General features: G+C 65.6%; 27 protein-coding genes and 1 pseudogene. 15 read left to right on the top strand and 13 right to left on the bottom strand.

The genetic code is table 11. From position 1 onward, the window contains the following. Nucleotides 1–65: 65 nt before the first annotated feature. Nucleotides 66–1,094 (bottom strand): esterase/lipase family protein, encoded by a 1,029-nt coding sequence (locus ACPXCG_RS12770; RefSeq protein WP_425792339.1) that lies wholly within the window; start codon nt 1,092–1,094, stop codon nt 66–68. Between the two features lie 215 nt (nt 1,095–1,309). On the opposite strand from ACPXCG_RS12770, the gene ACPXCG_RS12765 reads away from it, so the two are divergent. Then, nucleotides 1,310–2,524: a PucR family transcriptional regulator gene (locus tag ACPXCG_RS12765; RefSeq protein WP_425792338.1), complete on the top strand. Its 1,215-nt coding sequence runs from the start codon at nt 1,310–1,312 to the stop codon at nt 2,522–2,524. A gap of 108 nt (nt 2,525–2,632) precedes the next feature. Here ACPXCG_RS12765 and ACPXCG_RS12760 read toward each other — a convergent pair whose 3' ends face one another. Then, nucleotides 2,633–4,015, bottom strand: coding sequence for an HNH endonuclease signature motif containing protein (locus ACPXCG_RS12760; RefSeq protein WP_425792817.1), 1,383 nt, complete (start codon nt 4,013–4,015; stop codon nt 2,633–2,635). A 96-nt stretch (nt 4,016–4,111) separates the two neighbouring features. After that, a complete protein-coding gene (locus ACPXCG_RS12755) occupies nt 4,112–4,780 on the bottom strand; it encodes a nitroreductase/quinone reductase family protein (RefSeq protein WP_425792337.1) in 669 nt (222 codons plus the stop codon). A gap of 19 nt (nt 4,781–4,799) precedes the next feature. Between ACPXCG_RS12755 and ACPXCG_RS12750 the strand changes: the two genes are divergently transcribed. Further along, the gene (locus tag ACPXCG_RS12750; RefSeq protein ID WP_425792336.1) at nt 4,800–5,366 is read left to right on the top strand and encodes a TetR/AcrR family transcriptional regulator; all 567 of its coding nucleotides are present in this window, start codon (nt 4,800–4,802) and stop codon (nt 5,364–5,366) included. Here the strand turns inward: ACPXCG_RS12750 and ACPXCG_RS12745 are convergent. Beyond that, nucleotides 5,359–6,252: a helix-turn-helix domain-containing protein gene (locus tag ACPXCG_RS12745; RefSeq protein WP_425792335.1), complete on the bottom strand. Its 894-nt coding sequence runs from the start codon at nt 6,250–6,252 to the stop codon at nt 5,359–5,361. The two genes, ACPXCG_RS12750 and ACPXCG_RS12745, sit on opposite strands and share 8 nt — an antisense overlap. Before the next feature lie 102 nt (nt 6,253–6,354). Between ACPXCG_RS12745 and ACPXCG_RS12740 the strand changes: the two genes are divergently transcribed. Beyond that, nucleotides 6,355–7,404, top strand: coding sequence for an alcohol dehydrogenase catalytic domain-containing protein (locus tag ACPXCG_RS12740; RefSeq protein ID WP_425792334.1), 1,050 nt, complete (start codon nt 6,355–6,357; stop codon nt 7,402–7,404). A 3-nt stretch (nt 7,405–7,407) separates the two neighbouring features. Here the strand turns inward: ACPXCG_RS12740 and ACPXCG_RS12735 are convergent, their stop codons facing one another. After that, the gene (locus ACPXCG_RS12735; protein ID WP_425792816.1) at nt 7,408–7,752 is read right to left on the bottom strand and encodes a DUF2255 family protein; all 345 of its coding nucleotides are present in this window, start codon (nt 7,750–7,752) and stop codon (nt 7,408–7,410) included. A gap of 82 nt (nt 7,753–7,834) precedes the next feature. Here ACPXCG_RS12735 and ACPXCG_RS12730 point away from each other — a divergent pair, with 82 nt between their 5' ends. The 9 genes from ACPXCG_RS12730 (at nt 7,835) to ACPXCG_RS12690 (ending at nt 14,913) form a co-directional block, all read left to right on the top strand. After that, nucleotides 7,835–8,719, top strand: coding sequence for an aldo/keto reductase (locus ACPXCG_RS12730; RefSeq protein ID WP_425792333.1), 885 nt, complete (start codon nt 7,835–7,837; stop codon nt 8,717–8,719). 9 nt (nt 8,720–8,728) lie between these two features. Beyond that, entirely contained in the window at nt 8,729–9,127 is a 399-nt protein-coding gene (locus ACPXCG_RS12725) for a (R)-mandelonitrile lyase (RefSeq protein ID WP_425792332.1), read from the top strand. A gap of 77 nt (nt 9,128–9,204) precedes the next feature. Continuing rightward, nucleotides 9,205–10,221, top strand: a complete 1,017-nt coding sequence (locus ACPXCG_RS12720; RefSeq protein WP_425792331.1) for an aldo/keto reductase — start codon at nt 9,205–9,207, stop codon at nt 10,219–10,221. 33 nt (nt 10,222–10,254) lie between these two features. Continuing rightward, complete coding sequence (locus ACPXCG_RS12715) at nt 10,255–10,989, top strand: SDR family oxidoreductase (RefSeq protein ID WP_425792330.1); 735 nt, start codon at nt 10,255–10,257, stop codon at nt 10,987–10,989. Between the two features lie 31 nt (nt 10,990–11,020). Next, nucleotides 11,021–11,851, top strand: a complete 831-nt coding sequence (locus ACPXCG_RS12710) for an oxidoreductase (protein WP_425792329.1) — start codon at nt 11,021–11,023, stop codon at nt 11,849–11,851. Next, nucleotides 11,848–12,996: a threonine synthase gene (locus ACPXCG_RS12705; protein WP_425792328.1), complete on the top strand. Its 1,149-nt coding sequence runs from the start codon at nt 11,848–11,850 to the stop codon at nt 12,994–12,996. The genes ACPXCG_RS12710 and ACPXCG_RS12705 overlap by 4 nt, the downstream gene beginning before the upstream one ends. Nucleotides 12,997–13,068: 72 nt before the next feature. Beyond that, the gene (locus ACPXCG_RS12700; RefSeq protein ID WP_164310593.1) at nt 13,069–13,455 is read left to right on the top strand and encodes a TA system antitoxin ParD family protein; all 387 of its coding nucleotides are present in this window, start codon (nt 13,069–13,071) and stop codon (nt 13,453–13,455) included. Next, complete coding sequence (locus ACPXCG_RS12695; protein WP_425792327.1) at nt 13,452–14,024, top strand: zeta toxin family protein; 573 nt, start codon at nt 13,452–13,454, stop codon at nt 14,022–14,024. Before ACPXCG_RS12700 ends, ACPXCG_RS12695 begins: the two co-directional genes overlap by 4 nt. A gap of 46 nt (nt 14,025–14,070) precedes the next feature. Further along, nucleotides 14,071–14,913 carry a class I SAM-dependent methyltransferase gene (locus ACPXCG_RS12690; RefSeq protein WP_425792815.1) on the top strand — a complete coding sequence of 281 codons (843 nt, stop codon included), beginning with the start codon at nt 14,071–14,073 and terminating at the stop codon, nt 14,911–14,913. A 36-nt stretch (nt 14,914–14,949) separates the two neighbouring features. On the opposite strand, the gene ACPXCG_RS12685 is transcribed toward ACPXCG_RS12690, so the two are convergent. Further along, a complete protein-coding gene (locus tag ACPXCG_RS12685) occupies nt 14,950–15,780 on the bottom strand; it encodes an SDR family NAD(P)-dependent oxidoreductase (protein ID WP_425792326.1) in 831 nt (276 codons plus the stop codon). Nucleotides 15,781–15,866: 86 nt separating this feature from the next. Continuing rightward, complete coding sequence (locus ACPXCG_RS12680; protein WP_267631442.1) at nt 15,867–16,346, bottom strand: MarR family winged helix-turn-helix transcriptional regulator; 480 nt, start codon at nt 16,344–16,346, stop codon at nt 15,867–15,869. Nucleotides 16,347–16,447: 101 nt separating this feature from the next. On the opposite strand from ACPXCG_RS12680, the gene ACPXCG_RS12675 reads away from it, so the two are divergent. Both ACPXCG_RS12675 and ACPXCG_RS12670 read left to right on the top strand, forming a co-directional pair. Beyond that, nucleotides 16,448–18,829, top strand: a complete 2,382-nt coding sequence (locus tag ACPXCG_RS12675; protein WP_425792325.1) for an MFS transporter — start codon at nt 16,448–16,450, stop codon at nt 18,827–18,829. 117 nt (nt 18,830–18,946) lie between these two features. Next, nucleotides 18,947–19,576 (top strand): hypothetical protein, encoded by a 630-nt coding sequence (locus ACPXCG_RS12670; protein ID WP_425792324.1) that lies wholly within the window; start codon nt 18,947–18,949, stop codon nt 19,574–19,576. Nucleotides 19,577–19,679: 103 nt separating this feature from the next. Here ACPXCG_RS12670 and ACPXCG_RS12665 read toward each other — a convergent pair whose 3' ends face one another. From ACPXCG_RS12665 to ACPXCG_RS12640, 6 genes and pseudogenes are all read right to left on the bottom strand, one after another. Continuing rightward, nucleotides 19,680–20,039, bottom strand: coding sequence for an MmcQ/YjbR family DNA-binding protein (locus ACPXCG_RS12665; RefSeq protein ID WP_425792323.1), 360 nt, complete (start codon nt 20,037–20,039; stop codon nt 19,680–19,682). Then, entirely contained in the window at nt 20,036–20,422 is a 387-nt protein-coding gene (locus tag ACPXCG_RS12660; protein ID WP_425792322.1) for an MmcQ/YjbR family DNA-binding protein, read from the bottom strand. The genes ACPXCG_RS12665 and ACPXCG_RS12660 overlap by 4 nt, the downstream gene beginning before the upstream one ends. A 181-nt stretch (nt 20,423–20,603) precedes the next feature. Next, nucleotides 20,604–20,723 (bottom strand): annotated as a pseudogene (locus tag ACPXCG_RS12655) (transcriptional regulator); the annotation flags it as partial. Nucleotides 20,724–20,821: 98 nt separating this feature from the next. Next, complete coding sequence (locus ACPXCG_RS12650) at nt 20,822–21,685, bottom strand: helix-turn-helix transcriptional regulator (protein WP_425792321.1); 864 nt, start codon at nt 21,683–21,685, stop codon at nt 20,822–20,824. A gap of 107 nt (nt 21,686–21,792) precedes the next feature. After that, nucleotides 21,793–22,815, bottom strand: coding sequence for a zinc-dependent alcohol dehydrogenase family protein (locus ACPXCG_RS12645; protein ID WP_425792320.1), 1,023 nt, complete (start codon nt 22,813–22,815; stop codon nt 21,793–21,795). Nucleotides 22,816–22,974: 159 nt separating this feature from the next. Continuing rightward, nucleotides 22,975–24,249 carry an alpha/beta hydrolase gene (locus ACPXCG_RS12640; protein ID WP_425792319.1) on the bottom strand — a complete coding sequence of 425 codons (1,275 nt, stop codon included), beginning with the start codon at nt 24,247–24,249 and terminating at the stop codon, nt 22,975–22,977. 355 nt (nt 24,250–24,604) lie between these two features. Here ACPXCG_RS12640 and ACPXCG_RS12635 point away from each other — a divergent pair, with 355 nt between their 5' ends. After that, nucleotides 24,605–25,282, top strand: a complete 678-nt coding sequence (locus ACPXCG_RS12635; RefSeq protein WP_425792318.1) for a TetR/AcrR family transcriptional regulator C-terminal domain-containing protein — start codon at nt 24,605–24,607, stop codon at nt 25,280–25,282. The last annotated feature ends 60 nt before the right edge of the window (nt 25,283–25,342 follow it).

Below are 25,342 nucleotides of genomic sequence, written 5' to 3'. Positions count from 1 at the left end.
TCCGGGAGTTGACGATGTGGCGCCGAGGTGGCCGCATCGACGGGTGATCCCCTCTGCGATTGCCGTCAGAAACTGAAGAACCAGGGATTCGCAGAGCAGACCAGGTCAGGGTGATGCTCCGGATCGAGGGCATGTAGTGCGATCGAGATGGCCCGCGGTGAGTACGACATCGACAGGTGATCGGAGGTATCTGCTGCACAGCCCTTTTGCAACTCGATGTTCTCCACCTTCCGACCCTTGAGGAAGGTCGATTCGTACGGTGTGACGACCTCGTCGTAGCGGGTTCCCACCACGGTGTAACGGATGCCCGGGTAGGTCTCACGGGACTGATTGAGTTGACGGATGAACGGCGAATCCACCGTCTGATCAATCGCGCCTGCGCCATACATCCAGGAGGAGAAGCCGAGGATGTCGAAGCCGGCGTTGCTCATCTGCCGTCCGATCCATGCGAGACCGAGGAGCGTGGTTCCGTGGTTGGGGGTACCGAAGGTGATCAGTGTGCCGATCTTGCGCTTTGGGGGGTGCCCGGCATCGGCGCCGCCGCCGGATTTGATCCACTGCCGGGCGACGAGTCCGCCTTGGGAATGCCCGATCACATCGACCTTGTCCGAACCTGTCGCTCGTCGGACCCGATCGACATAGGCGCCGAACTGGGTGGCGGACCGTGCAATGTCACCGACGCCCACCGTCGACGGCAGGACAACCGCTACGCCACCTCTGTCCACGAACGTAGTCCTGCCGTAATTCGGCGTGAACACGCAGTAACCGGCCCTTTTCAGCGCCGGGGCGAATGCCGCCCAGTTGGCGTATGCGTTCTCGAAGGTGCCATGGACGAGGATGACCGGTCGCTGCCCTGCCTTTGGTTTGCAGGAAAAGTCGTTGGCCCCCGCCGGCGCCTCATTGGGATGGGTGACAGCGTAGCCGTACGCAGACCAGAAGCCTGCTTGGGCGGGCCCGTGCCCGACGGTGTCGACGATCTTCGGGAAGGCTTGGACAGTCGGGGCAGCAGCCGCGGTCGACGTCCCCGCGATCAAGCCCGCGGCCATCCCGGCAATGACTGCTGCCTCCACGGCTTTTCGCAATCGTCTTCGCATCGTTGAACTCCTGAACCTGAGTGGGAATCACAGTCGCCTCGGTCCGCCTCACCCCCTGAGACTGGAGGCGGCACGACATAACGTGCTGAACGGTAGGCGCGCGCGGCCCCGGGTGTCACTGCACTCTGAGTAGAGATTTCCCGCCTGGGTTTGTGTCCGGCGACAAATCCTCGGGCTGTGTCCGCCGCGGAGTCCAGATCACGCACAATGGACAGATGTCGGAGTCTGACGAATCGGCCGCGCTGATCCAGCGGTTGCGTTCGCGGTGGCCTGGGGTCGCAGCGGAGATGCTGGCTGACGGCCTGGAATCCTATGTTCCGGATGGACTTCCCGATGATCACTTCACCCACGATGTGCTGCCGGTGATGGAGATATACGGGTTGACGGTTCTCGACGCCATCGGTTCCGGCCGGGAGTTGTCGTACAACGAGATTCACGCCTTCACGGGCCCCGTCGCCGAGCGTCACGCGGAGGATCGTCTGCCGTTGCAACTCTTGCTGTCCGGAATCCACGGATCGGCAAATGTGCTGATTGCCAACGCAGCCGAACTCGCGACTCCGGACGAGGCGCTTCCGTTGGTGCAGGTGGTCAAGCGCCTTGTGGATGTGCTGTGCAACATCACGTTGTCGGTGGTATCCACGTACACCGAGGTCGAGCAGTCCCTCTATCACGCTGAGCGGGAGGCGCGTCGCGAGTTGTGTGCCGCGCTCGTCGACGGTCGGCCGGTGCAGGCATTGGCAGCTCGGGCCGACATCGCGGTCGCCGACGCCTACCTCGTCATCACCATCAACGTGCCCGGGCAGGCGGTCGATACGCCGGCAACGAACCTTCTCGCACGTCGTCGAACCAGGGCCCTACAGCGAGCTTTTGACGAGCTGACCTCCACCACAACGCCGTTCATGTTCGACGGCCTCTATGGGGTGGCATTGATCGCCGAGATCCCTGTTGCCGAGCAGGATCGAGCCCACGCCAGGTTCGATGAGCTGGCAGCCGCGCTGACGCAGCAGTTCGGGACGCCCGTCTTTCTGGGCGAGATGGCCGAGGTCGCGCCCGACGGCGTGCCGACCGCGGTGCGTGAGACCACAGGCCTCATCGAACTCGCGTGTGCCCTCGGTCGCGCACCGGGCGCCTACCGACTCGACGACCTCCTCATCGAGTATCAGGTGACGCGTCCGAGCCTGGCGCGTGACCGGCTTGCGCAGCGGATCGCGCCATTGCGCGACCACCCGCACCTTGTCGCAGCACTCCGCGCGCACCTGCAACACGGCGCCAACCGCAAGGCCGCGGCCGCGGAGGTGCATGTGCACCCGAACACCTTGTCGTATCGACTCAGAAGGATCCATGAGCTGACCGGCCATGACCCGACGGTTCCCTACGACTCCCGCGTCCTGGCGGCCGCACTCACGGTGGATAGAGTCTGCGATCGCTAGACCGCAAGTGAGATTCATTCGAACCTGTCCGACGGATCAGTGTCGATGCCGAACTGTCCGCGCTAGCTGTCTACTGCAGAGCGGCTCCCACCGCGTTCCGCGGAACGCTCACGCCGCGATCGGTTCGGTGCGCTCTCTGGCTTTGAGCGCCCAGATCGCATAGAGGACTTCGGTGGTGTATCCGAGGTCGAGGCGGCCGCCGCCGACCGGCATGGTGGCGCCGACGGAAATGCGAGAGTCCGGGGTCCAGCCGGCGGGCGCCACGATGGTGGGCGCGCGTTCGATCACCGATCCACTCTGGCGGTGAAAGGTGAACTGTTGCCCGCCTTTCGCGGTGATGGTGAACTCGCCGCGATGCAATGCACGATGGTGGGTGCCGCACAACAAGATCAGATTGTCGGGATCGGTGGGGCCGCCGTCGGCCCACGACCGCACGTGATGGACGTGCAGGTGGCGGGTGCGTCCACAAGCCGGGTGCCGGCAGCACCGGTCACGCTGGGTCACGATCCGGATCAATGCGGCGGTCGGCGTCCGGCGTTTGTGACCCCAGTTGAGTACGGCGCCGCGGCGGGTGGTGCGCACTTCCCGGACCGCCGCCCCGCAGCGCGCTTCGTCGACCTCGACGTCGAACAACGCGGGTCCGTCATCGAGATGATCATCGGCATGGTCGCCATCGTCGTCTGCGATGTCCTGGCCGTGGGTGTGCACGAGGATCTCCGCACCGGGCGCGGTTTCGGGGATGTCGACGGCGCCATGGAGGGTGTCGGCCATCGCGATCACCGCCGGGGCGATGTCGGCGGGCACATGGCGCCACAGATCTCGCTGCCGGCGTTTGACCTCCGCCGGCCCGAGGTCTTCGGCGTCGTCGGTCGCGGTCTCGTCGGGTTCGAGCGCGTTCCGCGGAACGTCGAGATCGTCTTCGGTACGGGTACGTTCGTACTCGGCTCGCACCGCACCCGCCAGAAACCTCGCACCATCGAGGGGGTTGAGCCGCATGTTCACCGACAGCGATCCGTCATCGTTCCAGCGCCACCGACCCGACGACGCGATCACACCGGATTCCTGTTCTTCGACACCGCGGTCGATGTGCCGCATCGACCGCACCAGCGCATCCACCTGTGCTGCGGTCGCACTCAGCGCCACGTTCAGCAATTCCTGCTCACGCTCCGGGGTGGCCACCCGCGTCAGTGCCCGCACCTTCGAATACGTGACCCGCCCGTCGGCGAACGACTGTGCGATCAGCGGGAGTTCGGTCAACGCGTGGGCAATCCGCAGATGGTCTTGCGCGGTCCGCAACGACAACCCCGTCCGCCACGACAGCCAATGCGCACACGACATCACCCCCTCACCACTCCACGCGTGACGATTGTCGAACTCCACCAGCAACCCCAGAAACCGCGCCGTCAGCGCCGCCATCTGACCGGCATACCCGACCACCCGCTCGCGCAACTGACCATCCGACAACTCGCCGACCGGAGTCGCGTCAAAAATGTTGGGCGGCCGGGGCTCGGCCTCGGGCACAGACGAATCAATGGGAACGACAACGGTCACGACAACCCCCGACAGGTCGAGCTGAATCGAACTACCTCAACGATATCGGTGACCACCGACAACATCGGCGTTCCGCGGAACGCCGCGGACCCCTGACAGATCCAGATCGATCCGGACCGTCACCGGCGACACTCCGAGCGCCCGCACGTTCATGGCGTTCCACCAGCGGAGCGGTCGGAGACCGCAGAACTCGCGTTGTCGCGCGAACGGGTCATCGCCGACGAGTACCGTTGCCACACCCTCGATCCAGGTGAACCGGAGTCCGATCCGGAGCCGCACACGGACGTCTGGGTTCGCACGGATGTTGGCCACATAACCGGCACGAAGGCCGTGTTCGGCGACGAGCCAGAACGTGTCGCCCACCCTCCCGTTGCCCACCGGCACGATGCGGGGTCGGCCGGTCCGTCGGCCGGTCGTCTCGACCAGCGCAAAACCGAATGGAACGAATCCGATCCGAAACAGCGCCCGCACCAACGGGTTCACACACCACCGTTGGACAAGTATCACCGCCCGGCGCTTCGTCGCAGGCGCGGCGACCGTCACCATCACATTGGCCACCATCACGCCCGTGATGATCAACGGCTGGATCGGGGATGACGGCGCAGTCGGATCGGCAGCCCACATCGCCCAACTCAGGCCCGCCACGACCACCGCACCGGAACCGACCCATCTGACCACACCAGCCATACGTTCGTATGGTTCCATACATGTGTATGGTTGTCCAGTGGCCTCTCCCCGCACACGTACACCGTTGACCGAAGCCGACCTGGGCGATGCCGTGCTCGCGGTGGCAGCCGAGCACGGCCTTGCCGCCGCGACCATCCGGAACGTGGCGGCGCACCTCGGCGTGTCCATCGGCGCAGTGCAGCACCACTTCCCGACCAAGGACGCGCTCTACATCTCGGCCTTCACCGCGCTTGTCGATCGCGTGGCCGAACGCATCGACACAGTCGGCCACGACACGGAGACGGCGTTGGAGGACATCCTCGTCGAACTTCTCCCGATCGATTCCCGGCGCCGGGCAGAAGCCCGGGTGATGATCGAATTCTCCGCTCTCGCAACCAGATCTCCGGAGTTGGCCGCGATCCAGGAAAGGACTCTGGGCCGGATCCAGGCCGGGCTTCGTGATGCGTTGCGCGCCCGCGGCGTCGCCGCACCGGGCCTTCGCGCCGCCGCACTCCTCGCGATGGTCGATGGACTTGCGCTGCATTGGTCGAGCACGACCGGCACCTACCCTCAGGAGGCGCTGGATTCGGTACTGCGGGACCAGCTGGCACTCATCCTCAATTGACGGCGTGATCTTCGGTGTCGATCTGCTCCTGACTCGCCGCCCACGACGCGAGCAGCTTCAGCCCGTCGGCGGTGGGCGTGCCCGCGGCCGCGGTGTAGATGTTCAGGTACAACCCGGGCTCGGAGGGCAGTTCCATCCCTTCGAAGTCGAGGTCGAGCTGCCCGACCACCGGGTGGCGGAGCCGCTTGCGTCCACTGCGATGGAACCGGACGTCTTGAGAAGCCCAACGTTGGCGGAAGAGCTCACTGCGCGTGGACAATTCACCGACGAGTTGGATGAGGGCCTTGTCGTTCGGGTTCTGACCGGCCTCGAGCCGTAGCATCGCGGCAGCATCCCTGGCGATCTGGTCGTAATCGACGAAGAACTCCTCGGCCTCCTCCGGATGCAGGTAGACGAATCGGGTGGTGTTCGCAGGTCGTCGAGGATCGGCCAGCACCGGTGAATAGAGTGCCCGCGCGAGCTGATTCATCGCGACGATGTCGTGACGACCGTTGCGCACCCAGGCCGGCGCGTCCGTGATGGCGTCGAGGACCTGCTGGATGGCCGGGCGCACTGTCGACGCCGGGGTACGGGCACGTCGAGACCCGGTGCCGGCCTGCGACTGACGCGCCAGAGCGTAGAGATGATCGCGTTCGGCCTCGTCGAGCTGCAAAGCGCCGGCCAGGGCGGCGAGCACACTGTCCGACGCACCGGCGAGGCTGCCGCGCTCCATCCGCACGTAGTAGTCGACCGAGACCCCCGCGAGCAGTGCGACCTCCTCGCGACGCAGACCCTTGACGCGACGGTTGCTGCCGTAGGCAGGCAAGCCCGCCTGATCGGGGGTGATGCGCGCGCGCCGCGAGCTCAGGAACTCGCGGATCTGAGTGCGCAGGTCGGTGGTACCCATGGACTCCAGGGTAGGCACGATGCCGCAGGCCAGGGAGGTACTGACAGTACCCGGAACGATGGTGACTCCCCACGCGCGCGGAATCGCGGTGCACTGGATGTCATGAAAGCCACCTACATGTACGGCGCCGGCGATGTCCGCGTCATCGATGTCCCTGATCCGACCCTGCAACTACCGACTGATGCCCTGGTCCGAGTGGTCCGCGCCTGTGTCTGCGGCAGCGACCTGCACCCATACCACTCGATGCCCGACACCCCCGCCGGCGCGCCGATGGGCCACGAGTTCATCGGCGTCGTCGAGGCCGTCGGATCCGAGGTCACCGCTGTCAGCGTGGGTGATTTCGTCATCTCACCGTTCGTCGTATCGTGCGGGACCTGCGAGTTCTGCCGGGCCGGCCTGCAGACGTCGTGCCTGCGTGGCGGATTCTGGAGTGACGACGCCATCGGCACTGCCGGAGCGCAGGCCGAAGCCGTTCGGGTACCACTGGCCGACGGCACCCTGGTGAAGGCGCCGGTGGACGAGAACGCCGACGACGCTCTGTTGGCCTCGCTGCTCACCCTCTCCGATGTGTACGGCACCGGCTGGCATGCCGCCGTGCGCGGGGGCGTGACCAGCGGAAGTTCGGTCACCGTGATCGGCGACGGGGCCGTCGGCCTGCTGTCGGTGCTCTCCGCCCGTCAGCTCGGTGCCGAGCAGATCATCCTGATGGGCCGCCACCAGACCCGGACCGACCTCGGTCGGGAGTTCGGCGCCACCGAGGTGGTCGCAGCACGTGGCGACGAGGGCATCGAGCAGGTCCGTGACCTGACCGGCGGTCTGGGCAGCCAGGTCGTCCTGGAGGCCGTCGGACATCGTCCCGCCTACGATCAGGCGGTCGGCGTGGTCCGTGCGGGCGGTGTCATCAGTCGGGTCGGCGTCCCTCAGTACGACGATGCGCCGGTCGGCTTCGGCTCGCTGTTCGGCCCCAACGTCACGCTGACCGGCGGCCCCGCACCGGTGAGGGCCTACATCGATCAGCTCCTCCCGGCGGTGCTCGACGGCAGCGTCGTGCCGGGCAAGGTGTTCGACCGGACGATGTCACTCGACGAGACACCCAAGGCGTACACCGCGATGGATGCCCGCGAGGCACTCAAGGTCGCGGTGCGGCCCTGACCGTCAGTCCTGCGGGTCGAGGCGGAACGTCTCGCCCGGTCCGTGCGGGGCGACGACAGTACCGACGATCTTCGGGCCGTAGCGGTCGTATTTGAGGTGGTACGCGGCGTCCAGGGACGGATGCACGTCGTCGTCCGGTTCCTGGAATGCCACGTCCTTCTCGACGCCGCCGGCCCGGATTCGGCCGCGACCGACGGCGAGCGCGCGTCGGAACCAACCGTTGTCCCGCCCGTATGCGGAGCGGATGAAGATGTGGTCGCCCGAGCGCACCGCCCAGATCGTGACGAACGGCCGCAGCGTGCCATCCGATCGATACGAAGACACCTGCAACTCGTCGGAGTCGCTGATCCGGTTTGGCGGTGGGAGGTACTCGCAGTACCTGGTACGACGAACACTCCTTCGTGAAGTGCCATCGGCGTAGCGTGAGGATATGGCCATACCGCAGATCGAACTCAACAATGGAATCCACATCCCGGCTTTGGGTTTCGGGGTGTTCCAGACACCACCCGATGAGACGGCGACCGCCGTGGAGACGGCGCTGTCCACCGGCTATCGCCATATCGACACCGCCGCAGCTTATCTCAACGAATCAGGAGTCGGCGAGGCGATCCGCCGCTCCGGCATCGACCGTTCCGAGCTGTTCATCGAGACCAAGATCTGGATCACCGACTACGGCTACGACGCCGCGCTGCACGCCTTCGACAAGGCCGCAGGCAAACTCGGCGTCGAGCAGATCGACCTCCTCATCCTGCACCAGGCGCTACCCGGCGAGTTCGACCTCACCATCGACGCCTACAAGGCGCTCGAACGCCTGCTGGCCGACGGCAAGGTGAAGGCCATCGGCGTCAGCAACTTCATGCCCGACCACCTCGCACGACTTCTCGACGCGACATCGGTGGTCCCGGCGGTCAATCAGATCGAGGTCCACCCCTACTTTCGGCAGTCCGCCCTGCTCGATGCCGATGGCGCGCACGGCATCGTTTCCCAGGCTTGGTCGCCGATCGGCGGGATCACCTTCTACCGGGACGGCTCCCACGGTTCCACGCTCGAGGACCCGACACTGCAGAAGATCGCTGCCGCACATGAGAAGACCACCGCACAAGTGATGCTGCGGTGGCACATCCAGCAAGGCCGGCAGGTGATCCCCAAATCGGTGACACCGTCCCGGATCGCGGAGAACTTCGACGTGTTCGACTTCGAGCTCACCGGCGACGAACTCGCCTCCATCGATGCACTCGACACCGGGGTGCGTGGTGGTCCGGAGCCGGAGGTCATCACACGTGAGAAGTTCGGCCTGACCATTCCCGAAGCGTAAGGACAGAAGATGGATATCGACCAACGCAAACCCACCACCAAGAACCCGCCCGAACAGTTCACCGGCGACGTCTGGCTCGACCCGATCGCATTTCCGCGCGAGTCCGGTCAGCAGATGGTCGTGGCGAAGGTGCGCTTCGCGCCGGGCGCACGCACCGCGTGGCACTCACACGCCCGCGGCCAGACCCTCCACATCACCCAAGGTGTCGCATGGGTGCAGTCCCGCGGCGAAGCCAAGGTCGAGGCCCACCCGGGACAGACTCTGTATTGCCCTCCCGGCGAGGAACATTGGCACGGCGCGAGCAGCGACTCCTTCATGGAACACCTGGCGATGCTCGACAATGCCGATGATCCGGCGACCACCACGACGTGGCTCGAACATGTCACGGAGGAGGAGTACCTCGCCTGACGCGGAGCACTCCGCGAAGGTCTCTCAGCCACCCCGCAGTCGAGTGCGCAATACAACTCTCATTGCCGAGGAGCACGATGAATTTCCGTCCGCTGGGACGCACCGGCGTCCAGGTCAGTCCCCTTTGTCTGGGAGCAATGATGTTCGGTCCCTGGGGAAATCAAGACAAAGCCGATTCCATCAGAATCATCCGCATCGCGCTCGATTCCGGTATCAATTTCATAGATACCGCAGATGTGTATTCGGGAGGCGAGTCAGAGCAGATTGTCGGTAAGGCTCTCAGAGGCCGACGTGACGATGTGTTTCTCGCGACGAAGTTCTTCATGCCGATGGGTGACGGCCCGAACAGCTCAGGCGGATCACGGCGGTGGATCATGCGGGCGGTGGAGAACTCGCTGAGGCGACTCGGCACCGACCACCTCGATCTCTACCAGGTCCATCGACCGAGCGCCGATACGGACGTCGAAGAGACACTCAGCGCGCTCACCGACTTGGTCCGCCAGGGCAAGGTTCGCTATATCGGCTCGTCGTCGTTCGCGGCGTCGCAGATTGTCGAAGCGCAATGGGCGGCAAAGGAGAACCTCTACTCCCGCTTTGTCACTGAACAGCCACCGTATTCGATCCTCGTTCGCGGCATCGAAGATGATGTGCTTCCCGCTGTTCAGCGGCACGGGATGGGCACACTGACCTACAGCCCCCTCGCGGGCGGTTGGCTGTCCGGCCGCTGGCGCAAGGACGCGGCATCCAGTCCGACATCGAGTGCTCGACCGAGCGCTCGATTCGACATGTCGAGTCCGGAGAACCAACGCAAGCTCGAGATCGTCGAGGAGCTGGCCCGACTCGCTGAGCAGTCAGGCCTGACGCTGATCGAGATGGCCATCGCCTTTGTCATCAATCATCCCGGTGTCACCAGCGCGATCGTCGGTCCCCGCACCATGGAACAACTCGCGTCGTACCTGCCTGCGGCAGAGGTGACACTCACGACAGACATTCTGGATCGGATCGATGAACTCGTCGCTCCCGGTGTCACCATCAATCCCGACGACAACAGTTACGGCGCTCACGAACTGACCACGAGCGCGCGCCGTCGCTGAAGGCCCCGCCCCAGCCTCGTGAAAGGAACACCAGTGTCGTCCTCTGAGACCAGTTCTCCAGTCGCCGTCATCACCGGAGCATCGTCGGGCATCGGCGCCGCCGCCGCGCGATCCCTTTATGCCGCCGGATATCGAGTCGCGCTGTTGGCGCGTCGCCTCGACCGCATCACCAGCCTCGCCGACGAGCTGGGTGACGGTGCGATCGCCATCGAAGCCGATGTCACCGATCGCGACGGACTCGTCGCCGCAGCAGAACGCGTGAAAACCGAACTCGGCGGTGCCGATGTGTTGATCAACAACGCAGGTGTCATGCTGCTGGGCCCGTTCTCCGCCGACCAGCGCGACGACTACCGCAACATGATCCAGGTCAATCTGATGGGCGCGATCACCACGACCGAGGTGTTCCTCGATCAGCTCAAAGACGGCGGCGGCGACATCGTCAATCTCTCCTCGGTCGCCGGACGCACCGCGCGGGCCGGTAACGGCGTGTACGCCGCGACCAAATGGGGCGTCAACGGCTGGTCGGAATCGTTGCGTCAGGAGCTGCTCCCGGACGTTCGGGTGACCCTGATCGAGCCCGGCGTGGTCGACACCGAATTGCCCACCCACATCACGCATGAGGGGACGCGCGAAGGCGTCCAGAAGATGTACGACGCCGCAACCGTCAAGCCCGAAGAGGTTGCCGAGATCATCACCTTCGCCCTCACCCGACCTCGACATCTCGTCATCAACGAGATCCTCCTGCGTCCCGCTGACCAGTTGGGATAGTGGAGACCGGATCGCACGAAAGGGGAACTCGATGACCACGTGGCTCATCACCGGTTGCTCGTCCGGCCTCGGGCGCGCACTCGCCGAATCCGTGCTCGAGCACGGCGACAACGCCGTCGTCACCGCACGCGTCGTCTCGACGGTTCAGGATCTTGTCGACCGCCATCCGGACACCGCCCTGGCGGTCGCCCTCGACGTCACGGACAGCTCACAAGTGAGTGCCGCTGTCAGCGCTGCCGACGAGCGTTTCGGCGGCGTCGACGTCCTCGTCAACAACGCGGGCTACGGCTATCGCGCCGCCGTGGAGGAGGGTGAAGACGGGCCGGTCCAACAACTGTTCGACACACACGTGTTCGGGACGGCGCGGACGATCAAAGCCGTGCTGCCCGGGATGCGGGCCCGCCGCGCCGGCACCATCATCAACATCTCCTCGATCGGCGCCCGGATGTCCCCGGCGGGCTCGGGATACTACTCGGCGGTGAAGGCAGCTATCGAGGCGATGACGCTGTCGCTGCGCAGAGAGGTTTCTCCGCTGGGTATTCGAACGATCGTCGTCGAACCCGGGGCTTTCCGAACCGATTTCGCCGGCCGGTCACTGACCCAGTCGGCCGACGCCATCGCCGACTACACCGACACCGCCGGAAAGCGGCGCATCGAGAACGACACCGTCCACGGCACCCAGCCGGGCGACCCGGCCAAGGCGGCCGCCGCGCTCATCACAGTAGCCGAATCTGCCGATCCGCCGTACTTCTTGCCGCTCGGCAGCGACGCCGCGGCAGCCGTCCGTAGCTCTCTCGACGCATTGGCCGTCGACATCGAGAAGTGGGATGGGCTCACCCGGAGTACGGATTTCGCGGAGTGAAGAACCCACCATTCGCCGACGCCGTGTTAATGGAGCGTTCGGGCACAACGCATCCGCTCACCGACAGCCGATGGCGCGGCGACGACGGCGCTCCGCTGATGGTGAGCCCGATCAGCGGACTGTCCCCGAACGAGATCGACGCCGCCGAGCGATCATTGTGGCGTTACGGCGGAGTCCTCCCTGTCAACCCCAGTGTCCGGGTCAGCCTCGGCGAGGGATGGACACCGCTTGTCTCCCTGCAGTGGGGTCGCGGCGACATCCGGTTCAAGCTCGAATGGTTCAATCCCACCTCGAGTTTCAAGGACCGCGGGGTATCCGTGATGATGTCGCACCTGCGCAGCCAGGGGGTGTCGCGCGTCCTCGAGGACAGCTCGGGCAACGGCGGGTCGGCCGTCGCCTGCTATGCCGCAGCCGCCGGCATCCACGCCAAGATCATCGTCCCTGCGGCGACCTCGCGGGCAAAGATACTGCAGGCACGCGCCTTTGGTGCGGAGATCGAACTCGTGCCCGGAACTCGCGACGAGGTGTCCGACGAGGCCATCAGGCAATCCGCGACGATCCCGTACGCGAGCCACAACTGGCATCCCTTCTTCCTGCAGGGCACCAAGACCATCGCCTATGAGATGTGGGAACAACTCGGCTTCACCGCACCCGACAACGTGGTAGTGGTCGCCGGCGCCGGCAGCAACATCCTCGGCTGCGACATCGCCTTCCGCGAGCTACTCGGGGCCGGGCAGATCGACCGACTCCCGCGACTCCTCGTCGGACAGCCCGAGCACTGGGCGACCATCGCCGATGGAGTCAATGGCATCGATCCGGAAAGGCGTGGGCCCCGAGAGCCCACGATTGCCGAGGGAGCATCGATCGCGCGTCCGGTTCGACTCGCCGAAACAGTTGCAGCGGTGGTCGACTCCGGCGGTTCGGCCGTTGCGGTGTCCGACGACGAGATCCGTGCGGCCGTGGCGGCCCTGAGCGCACGGGGCCTTTACGCGGAACCGACGAGCGCAGTCGCGGCCGCGGCGCTCGACCACTTCCTGGCCGACGGAACCATCGGAGACGATGACACGACGGTCGTCATCCTGACCGGCACGGGCCTGAAGTCCGCCGACTCGATGGCGGCCATCGTCGGGAGAACGCCTGGCTGACCTGCCTGTAGCAACCTGCTACACTGGGTTTCACCCTGCTACAGCTCGTACCGTGCCACAGATGGGCTTGCCATGACCAGAGCCGCGGACAAGGTCACCCGCGTGGACGCCGACCTCGTCGACAGTGCGATCGCCGAAGGCCGTCGTCAACAGCGGACCGGCCGCCAACAACTCGAGTACTGGGCGCGCGTCGGCCGAGCACTCACCACCCACGAGTCCGCGTCGCTGCGGCGCGTACAGGACGCACTGGCAGGCACCGTAGCGACCACCGACCTCACCCCTGATGAAGGCCGCGCGTTCAACGCCCAGGTCCGGGCTCTGGTGAGCGAGAGTCTGGCAGCGGCCGACTACCGACACGAGCTCACCGAACGGGGTGTCACCACCGTCTCACTCGACGAGGACGGCCGCATCGTCGAATACCGACCGGACGGAACGACCCACGTGCTCGACGTCGAGTGAGACGCCTCGATCTGGTCATCGGCCCGAACGGCTCGGGCAAATCGACGTTCGTCGAGTACACCCTCGGCCCGCTGTTGCCGGGGAGCGTGTTCGTCAACGCGGACTCGATCGCACGGCAGCGCTGGCCGGCCGAGGCCGAGGCACGCTCATATGACGCGGCAAGAATCGCCGCGGACACCCGCGACCGCCTGATCGCCGACGGGCGCTCGTTCATCGCCGAGACCGTGTTCTCGCACGAATCGAAACTCGACCTGATCGACCGCGCGCATGACGCCGGATACTTCGTCGTACTCCACGTCCTCATCGTGCCCGAATCCATCGCGGTGCTGCGGGTCGGTCACCGGCAGGCGTCGGGCGGGCATTCGGTGCCCGAGAACAAGATCCGCGCCCGCTTCCATCGATTGTGGCCACTCGCGGTTGAGGCGGTCCATCGTGCCGACGAATCGACCGTCTACAACAGCGCGCTCGGCCCGGCCCCCACCATCGTCGCGGAGTTCACCGCGGGTGTGCTGGTCGGCGCCACCAGGTGGCCCTCGTGGGCACCGACCGAACTCCGAGGGGACGGTTGAGGTATTTGTCGACAACAGAAGGGAGATCACCATCGTGACCGAACAGATCGAGGCACCGGAGAGCACGGCCGAACGTGTGGCCCTGTGGCGTGCCATGCACGTCCAGGTGGATCCGCCGCCGCACGTGCTGTCCGACGAGATCGGCTTGCAACTCGTTGCCCCCGATGATGATTGGCGCCGACGGCCGGACATGGATCCGGAGGCCACCAACGGATTCCGCGCCGCCATCGTGGACCGGGCCCGGTTCATCGAGGACCTGGTGATCGAGCAGGAGGCACGCGGCGTGAGCCAGTACGTCATTCTGGGCGCCGGTCTGGACACCTTCGCGCAGCGCCGGCCGGATATCGGCGCGCGGCTACAGGTCTTCGAAGTCGATCAACCGGGACCGCAGGCGTGGAAACGCAGGCGCCTGGTCGAACTCGGGTACGGGATACCCGACTGGTTGCACCTTGTCCCAGTCGATTTCGAAGACGGTGAGAGCTGGTGGGCGAAGCTGTCGGGCGCCGGATTCGATCCGAGCCGCCCCGCGGTCGTGGTCTCCACGGGTGTCTCCCACTACCTGACCAGGGAGGCAACCACCGCGACACTGCGGCAGGTCGCACGGCTCGCGCCCGGATCGACACTGGCCATGACCTACCTGTTGCCCACCGAACTGATCGACGACACCGACCGCTCCGGGCTGAAGACCAGCGAAGAGGGAGCCCAGGCCTCTGGAACACCGTTCGTCAGCTTCTACACACCTGCAGAGATCGACACGCTTGCCCGCGACGCCGGCCTCACGAACCTTCGGCAGGTGACCGGGAAATCGCTCGGTGAGCGCTATTTCGCCGGCCGGACCGACGGCCCACGACCGTCGAGCGGCGAGGACCTCCTGGTGGCCACCATCTGACGGTCGCCACAGCCAGATCGGTTGCGCGCCTAGCACCTAGGCGATCCCGACCAGCCGCTCCGACGCCTGCCACAGCCCGTCGATGAGTTCCTGTTTGTGCGCCTGCGAGTTCTGGGGCCCGTTCGCCTTGTGGCGGCTGAAGTACACGCCGTTGATCGCGGGATCGGTGCCACGGTTCGCCAGCGCTATCAGGGGTTCGGCACCCTTCTCGGGCGTGATGGTGGCGACCTTCTTCAGCGGCGTGCGATACAGCAGGCCGACGAAGAACGAATCCCTGCCGAAGCTCGACGCCACCGGACCGGGATGCACTGCGGCGGAGATGATTCCCTCATCCTTCCAACGGTCGGCGATACCTCGGGTGAACAAGATGTTCTCCAACTTGCTCGTTCCGTAGCAACGCAATTCCAGCGCACGCCGACGCTCGAAGTCGAGGTCGTCGAGGTCGACCTTGCCGGCGAGGTTGCCGATGCTCGCGGTGTTCACCACCAGCGCACCACCGTCGGCAGAGAGCTTGTCGCGCAGCAGGTTGGTCAGCAGGAAGCCACCGAGGTGGTTGATCTGGAAGTTCGGTTCGTGGCCGTCCCCGGTCCGCTTCTTCGGGTCGAAGGTGCCGCCGGCATTGTTGAGCAGCACGTCGATCGTGCCGACGCGTTCCCGGATCTCGTCCGCGAGACGTCGGACGTCGTCGAGCTTCGCGAAGTCCGCAACGAATGCGGTGGCACCGGTCTCGTCGGCCACTGCCTTGGTCTTCTCGGCCGAACGACCCACGACGACGAGGTCGACGCCGGGTCCGGCGAGTTCCCGCGCAGCGACTGCGCCGATCCCGTCACTCGCGCCGGTGATCACGATGGTCCGTTGGTTTGCCACGAGTTTCAGTCCTTCTATCGGTTGCGGTCGACCTATCTGTTGCCATCGACGTGTCGACCATACGTTGCGTCACCGTCTCCGGTGTCTCACCGAGCGGCGTGCTCCTGGTGATGCTGACGAGCGATGGTCCGCTCGTAGGCATCGTTGAACGACCGCAACTCGTGGAGCAGCGCATCGGGCGCACCCGGTGTGAGATCGGAGAACACTCGCACCAGTCGTTCGGCACGCAGCATCCCGTCGTGCTCGAAGGCCTCGATGCCCAGCGCTGTCGGACGGATCAGTCGACTCAGCTGCCCTGACACCTCGAACCTCTCCAGGTAGCCATGTTTGATGGCCGCGTTCACCTGTCGATTCACCGTCGACTGTTCGAGGTCGAGCTCCTCGCCGAGTTCACGCAGGGTCCGGGCCCGGCCGTCGGACAACGTCCAGAGAATGCCGAAGGCCGAGGCCTCCAGGCGCGCCCCGGGGAAGACATTGGTGCGCCGCCTGCTCATCCGGAGCAGCTCTTCCGCCAGGTCACGGTAAACCGGTGACTCCCAGAACGAATCGTCGCCGACATCGGGCATACGCATGTCCTCCCACGTCCGATTTCCACGGACAACATACTCTCGGGTTGGCATGTGCACCATACATATGTAGGGTACACATCTCGAAGGAGGGTGCACTTATGACCACTACGTCAACCCGCGATTCACCGGACACGAACGACACGGTGCCGGTGGACGGCGAACTGACCGACGACAACCACACCGGTGCCGCCATCGCGGTCGTCATCGTGCTGTGTTTCGGCGGCCTGGTCGCGTCACTCATGCAGACGCTGATCGTGCCGATCCAGCCGGAACTCCCGACTCTGCTGAACACGTCGATCTCGAACGCATCGTGGGTCGTCACCGCCACACTGTTGGCCGCGGCCATCGCGATGCCGATCTCCGGCCGCCTCGGCGACATGTTCGGCAAGAAGCGCATCCTCTTGGCGAGCGCTCTCCTGTTGATCGTCGGCTCGCTGGTGTGTGCACTGAGCTCGGAGCTCATCCCGATGATCGTCGGACGTGCCGTCCAGGGTCTCGCGATGGGCTTCATCCCACTCGGCATCAGCCTCATGCGCGAGGTGACACCACCGCGACTGACATCGATGGCGGTCTCCGCGATGAGCGCGACCATGGGCGTCGGCGGGGCCATCGGGCTGCCGCTGGCCGCCTGGGTGGCGCAGCAATGGGATTGGCACGCGCTGTTCTGGGTGTCGACCGGACTCGCCGTCATCGTCGCCGCACTCGTCACGTTGCTGGTCCCCCACGTCGAGGACGGCACCGCAGGCGGACGCTTCGACATCGTCGGCGCCGTCGGTCTGGCCATCGGACTGTCCGGCGTGCTGATCGCCGTCTCGAAGGGCAACGACTGGGGCTGGAGCTCGGGCACCACCCTCGGCATGATGTTCGGCGGGATCGCCGTGCTGCTCATCTGGGGCATGTTCGAGCTGCGTCACTCCGAGCCCCTGGTCGATCTGCGGACCACGGCGCGTCCCGCGGTGTTGCTGACCAACATCGGGGCGATCGCCATCGGATTCGGAATGATGGCGCAGATGATCGTCGTGCCTCAGCTGCTCGAGATCCCCGAGGCGATGGGCGGTCTCGGCCAGACCCTGCTGGCCGCCGGCCTGTGGATGGCACCGGGCGGTCTGATGATGCTGGTGTTCGCGCCCGTCTCGGCCACCTTGATCAACAACATCGGCGCAAAGTTCACCCTGGCGATCGGCGCGACCGTCCTCGGCCTGGGCTACCTCGTGGCGTCCATGCTGATGGATGCGCCATGGCAGCTGGCAGTCGCGGCGGTGATCTGCTCGGCGGGTGTCGGCATCGGCTATGCCGCCATGCCGACCCTGATCATGGGCGCCGTGCCGATGACCGAGGCCGGTGCGGCGGTCGGTCTCAACGGCCTGATGCGGTCCGTCGGCACCACCAGCGCATCGGCCGTCATGGCGCTGGTGCTGACCAGCTCCACCGTGGCCTACGGACCCGCCGAGGTGCCGAGCCACACGGCGTTCAAGTGGTGCTTCGTGATCGGCGCGATCGCCGCCTTCGTCGGCGTCGCGATCACCCTCTTCATCCCGATCAAGCATCGTCGCGCCGGTGCCGCTGCGGGCGCCGACGAAACCCCGCCCGTCGACCACGAGGACGCCGTCTCGATGGAGACACCCGAGCCGATCGACGAAGCGCCCACCAGCGGCGCCCATCATCGACTCGACTCCGCGGGTGAGGTCGGATCACGAGATGACCGCCCGCGCATCGCCGGCCGCATCACCACCGGCGACGGCACGCCCCTGGGCACCGCCGCGATCACCGTCACCGACACTCGCGGCCACCAAGCGGGCAGCACCGCCGTGCACGCCGACGGCACCTATGCCGCGCACGACATCGCTGACGGCACATACACCGTCATCGCCACGGCACCGGGGCGCTCCCCCAAGGCCATGACGGTCTCGGTCGTCGGCGATGCGGTGTTCCGCCGCGACTTCACCCTGGCAGGCGGCTCCGTGCTGCGCGGGCGAGTCCGTGACGTCGCGCGCCCACTCGCCGCCAACCTGATCGTGACCGACCAATCCGGTGCCGTTGTGACGCAGGCGCACGCCGATTCCGACGGGTACTTCACGATCGCCGGCCTGTCCGCGGGCGACACCGTGGCGGTCACCGCATCGGCACCCGGCTATCAGCCGGCCAGCCAACTGGTGACCGTCGACTCCGCGGGCCGGACCACCGACGCCGTCGACATCCTGCTGGTTGCCACCAGCGGTATGCAGGGTTCGGTACGCACCACCGACGGCTCTCCGCTCGAGGGTGCGACGGTTTCGGCGATCGGTCCCGACCAGACGATCGTCGCCTCGGTGACCACCGACGCCGACGGCCGCTATCGCATCGAAGGCCTGACCGAAGGGCTGTTCACCGTGGTCGCGAGCATGTACGAACCGGCTGCGGTCCAGGTCAATGTGGTTGCCGGCCAACGCAACACCGCCAACATCGGATTGGGGTTCGGTAAAGACCCGGCGGTGCCGTGATCGTGTAGCCCGACTCGAGAACCTGTCGGCCCACCCGGGGAAGCCTCGGGTGGGCCGACGCGTTTGCAATGTAGGTACGCCCATCCCCAGAGAGAGGTGGACAAGCAGTGGGGGCAAGTGGTGATTGATCCGCGGTTCGTGCTCCTCGGCGCCGCGTTCTCGATGGTCGGGAGCATCAGCTACGCCATCCTCACCGTGCGCGGCCGCGTGCGACCGAACAGGGTGTCGTGGTTTCTGTGGGGCGCCGCGCCGATGATCGCCTTCTTCGCCCAGCTCCACGACGGCGTTGGCCTGCCCGCCATCTCGACACTCGCGATCGGCCTCGGGCCCTTCGTCATCCTTGCGGCGTCATTCGCCAATCGCTCGAGCTATTGGCAGATCACAGCTTTCGATCTGTCCTGCGGCGCGGTCTCGGTGCTTGCCCTGGTCCTGTGGCTGACCTTCGACAACCCGTTGCTGGCAGTCCTCGCCGCCCTCGCCGCGGACGCGATCGGTGGAATCCCGACGATCGTTAAAGCCTGGCGCCGCCCCGACACCGAACGTTCGGCCGTCTACGTCTGCACGGCGCTCAACGGCACCATCACCATGCTCAGCCTTCAGACCTGGACGGTCGCCGAAGCAGCGTTCCCGCTGTACCTCGTGCTCCTCGGCGTGGGCTTGGCGACGACGGTCAGGTTGCGACAAAACTCGCTCGCCGGCACGCCAGGTGGCGCGCTCACCGGTCGCGCTGACGCGGACGTGATCTAGCCAGCCTGACCGACAACGTCGGTCAGGACGTTCGGTCTCAACCGGTCGGCCGGCGGTCGAGAGGCATCATCCGGCTCGAACAGCAACGTCTGCTGCCCGTCCATCACTTGCGCCTTTTGGTGGCGTGCTCGCCGGCGAGCTCGTACGAGCCGTGCACCAGGTCGTCGATCAGCGCAGACGTAATGCCTGGACCGGATCCGATCGAGATCCAGTGCAGCTTGTCGAGGTAGCGCCCGGCCGTGATCGTGCCGTGGTCGCGGCGCAGCGCGTCTCCGTGATCCGGATCGACCTTGACGGTGACGATCTGCAGGTCAGGGTCGTCGTCGGTGACGATGAGAAAAACCTTGTCCCGCACTTTCCACACGTCCAGGTGCGCAGTGAACGGACGGCCGCGGGTGACGCCGTCGAGTGACGCGGCCGTGTCACGAGCGATCTGCTGGAGCTGCTTTCCCGAGAGCGTCACCGGAGACCCCGACCAAACGTGTCCGGGTCAACAGGGCGCTTCGCCCACGGCAGATTCGCCACGACAAGCAAGTATGAATCCGTGACCAGATCATCGATCAACGGCGTCGACAGGCCGCCCCAGGGGTGCAACGTGATCCAGTGCTTCTTGTTCATGTGATACCCGGGAGAGATGTCGTCGTACTGCTCCCGCAGGGCCTTCCCTTCCTCCGGATCGGTCTTCAGGATCACGATCGGTTCCCCGGTCACCTCGGTGAACAGCATGAAGACCTTGCCCCGAACCTTGTAGACATCCCAGCCGGGCCCGAAGGGATGCTCCAGATCAGTCCCGGGCAGTTCCTGCACTCGCGCCCGAGCACGGTCCTGCACAGATTCGGCAGTCACACGATGTCCTTCAGCCTCGACCAGCCTCACCCAAAGTACGTACAGGGTACGCACTGAGTCCGACATCGGAGACCAGATGCGCCACGGGAAACCAACGACCCGGGAACGCCGCTCTCGAATCCTGCAGGCGACCCTCGACGTTCTCCTCGACGAAGGTAGCCGTGCGCCAAGCTGTGAAGCCCTCGCGGCGCAGCCCGGGCACCCGGCGCATCCCACCGAAGTACGGCAGGCCCGTGTCCTCGGGGCGCAACTTCGCGCGGCGGGTCACCAGAAACTCCCGGATCTCGGCTCGATTGTCCATGCAGTCAACGGTAATCGCGATGCCTGGACGCCCGGGAGGTCCCAGCATGGCCTGGCACCGGTCCGCCTACGCCACGCCAGTGTGTCGAGTCGGTCGGGCTACTTCACAGCGTCGGCTCTGGGAATGGCGGTCAGGTTCTGGCCGGCTGCCCAACTGGCCAGCAGAGCGAACTTCTCTGCCGTCGCGCTACCTGCCGGGGCGGTGTACGACGTGATCGATATGCCCGGTTCACCCGGGACGTCGAGCACATCGTAGTCGGCTTCCAGATCGCCGACTTCGGGGTGGTGGAAGAGTTTTCGGCCGGTGCGATGTTCATGCACGTCCTGCGCAGCCCAGTGCGCACGAAACGCGGGACTCAGCGTAGAGAGTTCGCCGATGAGGGCCGCGAGCTCGGGCGCGAGGGGGTCACGTCCGACGGCGTATCGGAGCATCGCCGCATTCAGACTGCACGCCAACTCCCAGTCGCCGAAGAACTCTCGCGCACGCGGATCGAGGAAGGAGAACCGGGAGAAGTTCGGGCGGTCAGAATCGAACAAGGGCGCAAACATCGCACGTCCCAGCAGGTTGGCGCCGACGATGTCCTGCAGCGCGTTGTAGGCGAGCGCCGGCACCGTCATGCTGTCGAGCATCCGCCGGAGCGACTCCCTCAGACCTGTCGGAGCAGACTCGGCGGCCCGAATCCCGGAGACGTTGGGGCGGAAGAGATCGAACAGATGAGTGCGTTCGGCGTCGTCGAGCTGAAGGGCGCGAGCGATCGACTCCAGCACGCTGTCCGAGGCGCTGGCGACCTTCCCACGTTCGAGCTTCGTGTAGTAATCGGCGCTCACCCCCGCGAGGGTGGCGACCTCCTCGCGCCGAAGCCCCGGCACGCGGCGTTCGCTGTTGCCCGTGGGCACGCCGGCTTGTTCAGGCGTGATGTTCGCCCGCCGGGAGGTCAGGAACTCCCTGATCTCAGCCTTCATGTCCACTCCTCCAGAATACGATTTCCCCACCCCAAATGGCTGAGAGATGCGCCCACCGAGACGGGCCGGTCCGCTCATCCTCGCCGTCCCGACTCGGCGACGGCCGCTTACAGCGTGAGCATCACCTTCGTGGCGCGGCGTTGGTCCATCGCCTTGTATCCCTCCGGGGCCTCCTCCAAGGGCAAGGTGAGGTCGAAGACCTTCCCGGGGTCGATCTCGCCCCGCCAGATGCGGTCGATGAGGTCGGGCAGGAACCGCCGCACCGGTGCCGGCCCACCAAGGGTGTGGATGCCGGCAAAGAACAGCTCGATGCCGGGGATCTGCACGTCGTAGTTCACGCCGACGTAGCCCAGGTGTCCGCCGCCGCGGGTCGCGCCGACGGCCTGCATGAACGACTCCTGCGTGCCGACGGCCTCTACCACCGAGTGCGCGCCGAGCCCGTTCGTGAGCTCCTTGATCTTGTCCACTCCCGCATCGCCGCGCTCCTCGACGATGTCGGTGGCGCCGTAGTAGCGGGCAAGTTCCTGCCGCTTCGGGTGACGTGACATCGCGATGATCCGCTCGGCGCCGAGCTGCTTGGCCGCGAGAACCGCCATCAGACCAACCGCGCCATCACCGACAACGGCCACCGTCTTACCAGGACCGGCCTCAGCCGCCACCGCGGCATACCAACCGGTGCCGAGCACATCCGAGGCCGCCAGCAGAGCCGGGTACAGCTCGGGGTCGGGGGTGCCGGGGGTCTTCACGAGCGTGCCGTCGGCGTGCGGAATCCGCGCCTTCTCGGCCTGGGTGCCCACGGTCTGCGCAACGAACTCGGCGTGTACACACTTCGACTGAAACCCAGCCTGACAGATTTCACATGTGTTGTCCGAGATCACGAACGAGCCGACGACGAAGTCGCCGGCCTTGACGGTTTCGACGGCGCGGCCGACCTCCTCGACCACGCCGATGTACTCATGGCCCATGACCTGGTGATCGGCGGGCTCAATACCCCGATAGGGCCACAGATCCGAACCGCAGATACAGGTTGCGGTCAACGTGATCACGGCATCAGTCGGTTCGATGATCCTCGGATCCTCGCGGTCCTCGACACGCACGTCCCCGGCGGTGTGCATGACAACTCCACGCACGGCAATCTCCATTCCTTCGTCGACGGTGGTCCTGCGGCTACAGGCCCCGATGTATTCATGGAACCGAATATCCGGGCCGTCTGGCAGGGTCAGATTTTCCCCCGCGACGTACGACGTGGGCCTTCACTTCGTTACTCCGGTTTTGCGACGTGACACCGATCAGCTCCTGCGGGGGTGCGGAAGGTCGACGACTTCGCCTGCGGCGGTGACCAATCGATGTTCGTCCCCGGCGGGCTTGCCTAGTGCCAAGTCGTGCAGCCAGTCGATCGTCAGCCCGCGCCAGCTCGGGCCCAGTGCGGTTGCCGGGCTGTCGGTCATGGAGTGGCGGGCACCGGCGTATCTGGTGATCGAAGAGTATGCGGGACAGATTCGGGCTAATTCGTCGACCCACCCAGTGGGCGATAATTCATCGGCCGTGCCCCCGATGATTTGCCACGGAACGTTCATCTCCCTGATCAGCGGGCGCAAATCGTAACCGGCGACCATGTCGTCGAATGCTGCCTCGTCATCGTAGAGCCCGGCCATCCACATATGCCGGGCCTTGAAGGTCGGCGAGGCCTGCTCGAACAAGGTGCGGAGACCGGGTTCGAAAGCAGGCAGAGCAACCGAACAGCCGCGGAACACCGGCGAGGTCGCCGCGACCTGGGTCATCCAGTGCGATCCGAAACTGGTGCCGGCACAGACCAATCGGTCGTCGTCTACCTCGGGGCGCGCACGCAGCCAATCGACCAGCACCCGGCCCGCCTCGATCCAGGCGGTAGGGGTGACGTGGACACCCCGGATCGCGGTCTCCCCCTGGCCGGGACCGTCGACCGCGAGCACCGCGAATCCTCGTGCCAGCCACGGGTCCGCGGCACGGGATACGACGATCTCGCGCGGGGCATCCATGCCGCCACAGGCCAGCACAGTGGGGAACGGCCCATCGGCACCGGCCGGGCGGTGAAACCAGGCCGCGAGCACGCCGGTGCCGAAGGGGATGTCGACGCGCTCGACATGGTGATCCGAATGTGCGCCCCAGGCAAGATAGGCGGCATTCTTGTGGTCGTCGAGCTCACGAACCAGCGCCTCGTCGGTCCATACCGGCCAGCAGGCCAGCGACCACAGTTGGGCCGCGGCATACCAGTGCACCGCGGCCGTCTGCGGATGCCCGGCATCCTCGGCCTCCCGTGCAAACCGCTCACGGCGCCGCGCTACCCCAGTGACGACCGGGACGTGATCGTCGAGCTTGCGCACCGCGCCACGGATAACGGCCATATCCGCCGGCGCGAGTTCATCGCCGACCGGGCCCAGATGGTAGGCCAGACGTGGCTGATCGAATTCGATGGTCTGCGCTCGGATCGTCTCGTCGACCAGCCAGCGCTGCTCACGAAACCGCCGCGGGCCACTGTGCACGCCGGGCATGGCGCCGCCGGTTACCGGTGTCCGGCCGGTCATGCCCGCACTCCGAACTGCTCGATATGACAGCGCGCCGACGTGGCGATGTTCGGGGTGGCGATTTCGACCTGACTGAGGTGAGCCCTCTGGTGAGACACGAATCTGTCCTTATCGACGACGGTTCGACTGACTGTGGTCCGAGTCACCAGTGTCAGGGCGATTCGCCGAAAGGGGAACCGGATCTCACGAATACGAACTATCCACCGGGCGGATAGTTCTGACTCGACTGAACCCTCGGGGCTCGCCGGTCTCGACCGTGATCCTGGCCTGCTAGGCAAGTTGGTTCCGAGCCGTCCTTGACCGCCACCGATCTCGTCATTTATTGTTTTCCATACAAACACTTGACGAGGTGACGATGACCAGCGCAAACGGACGTGGCACGCGTGAAGCCGGTAAGGCGACACGTCGGGCGTTGCTGTCCGCAGCCACCGAGGTGTTCGTCGAGCAGGGCGAGACGGCGTCCATCGCCCAGATCTGCCAACGGGCGGGCGCCTACCCGAACCAGGTCACGTATTACTTCGGCTCCAAGGAGCAACTCTTCGTCGAGGTGGCATGTGCCGCGGTCCTGCGCGCCGGGCGCCACGCCGAAGATGCCGCTGCGTCCGCCACCACAGTGCGCGAGTACACCAACACCCTGGTGAGTTCGCTGCTCGGTCCGCAGGCACGCAACGTCGAACTCTTCACGACTGCGATGCTCCTCGTCTCGCGTCGCGCGGATCTACGGGACGGCATCAGCGACACACTGCGCACCCTCCACGAGCGCGGCGAAGATGCCCTGATGCGCACCCTGGTCCGGACCGGCTGGCAACTGCGCGCCGAGATCGGCGTGGAGGCAAAGGCGTTCTGGTCGGCGATCTTCGGGCTCATCGTCCAGAAGGCCGCGACCGGGCCCGATTTCGACGACAACCTCGAAGAGGCCGTCGCCGTGATCTTCACGAATCTGCAGATACCGGAGCAGGTTCTCGATCGAACTCTGACGGGTGGTCTCGATACGCCACTCACTTCGTTCGCGGCTACTCGACCAGCGGGGTGAGGTTCATGAGGCACTCGACCCGCGGGATGAGTTCACGACACCCGACCAACGGGATGAGCT

The organism is Gordonia sp. DT218 (genome assembly GCF_049847105.1).
Taxonomy (GTDB): Bacteria; Actinomycetota; Actinomycetes; order Mycobacteriales; family Mycobacteriaceae; genus Gordonia.
The sequence above is the reverse complement of the archived record's forward strand: the minus strand, read 5'-3'. Positions and strand labels throughout refer to the sequence as shown.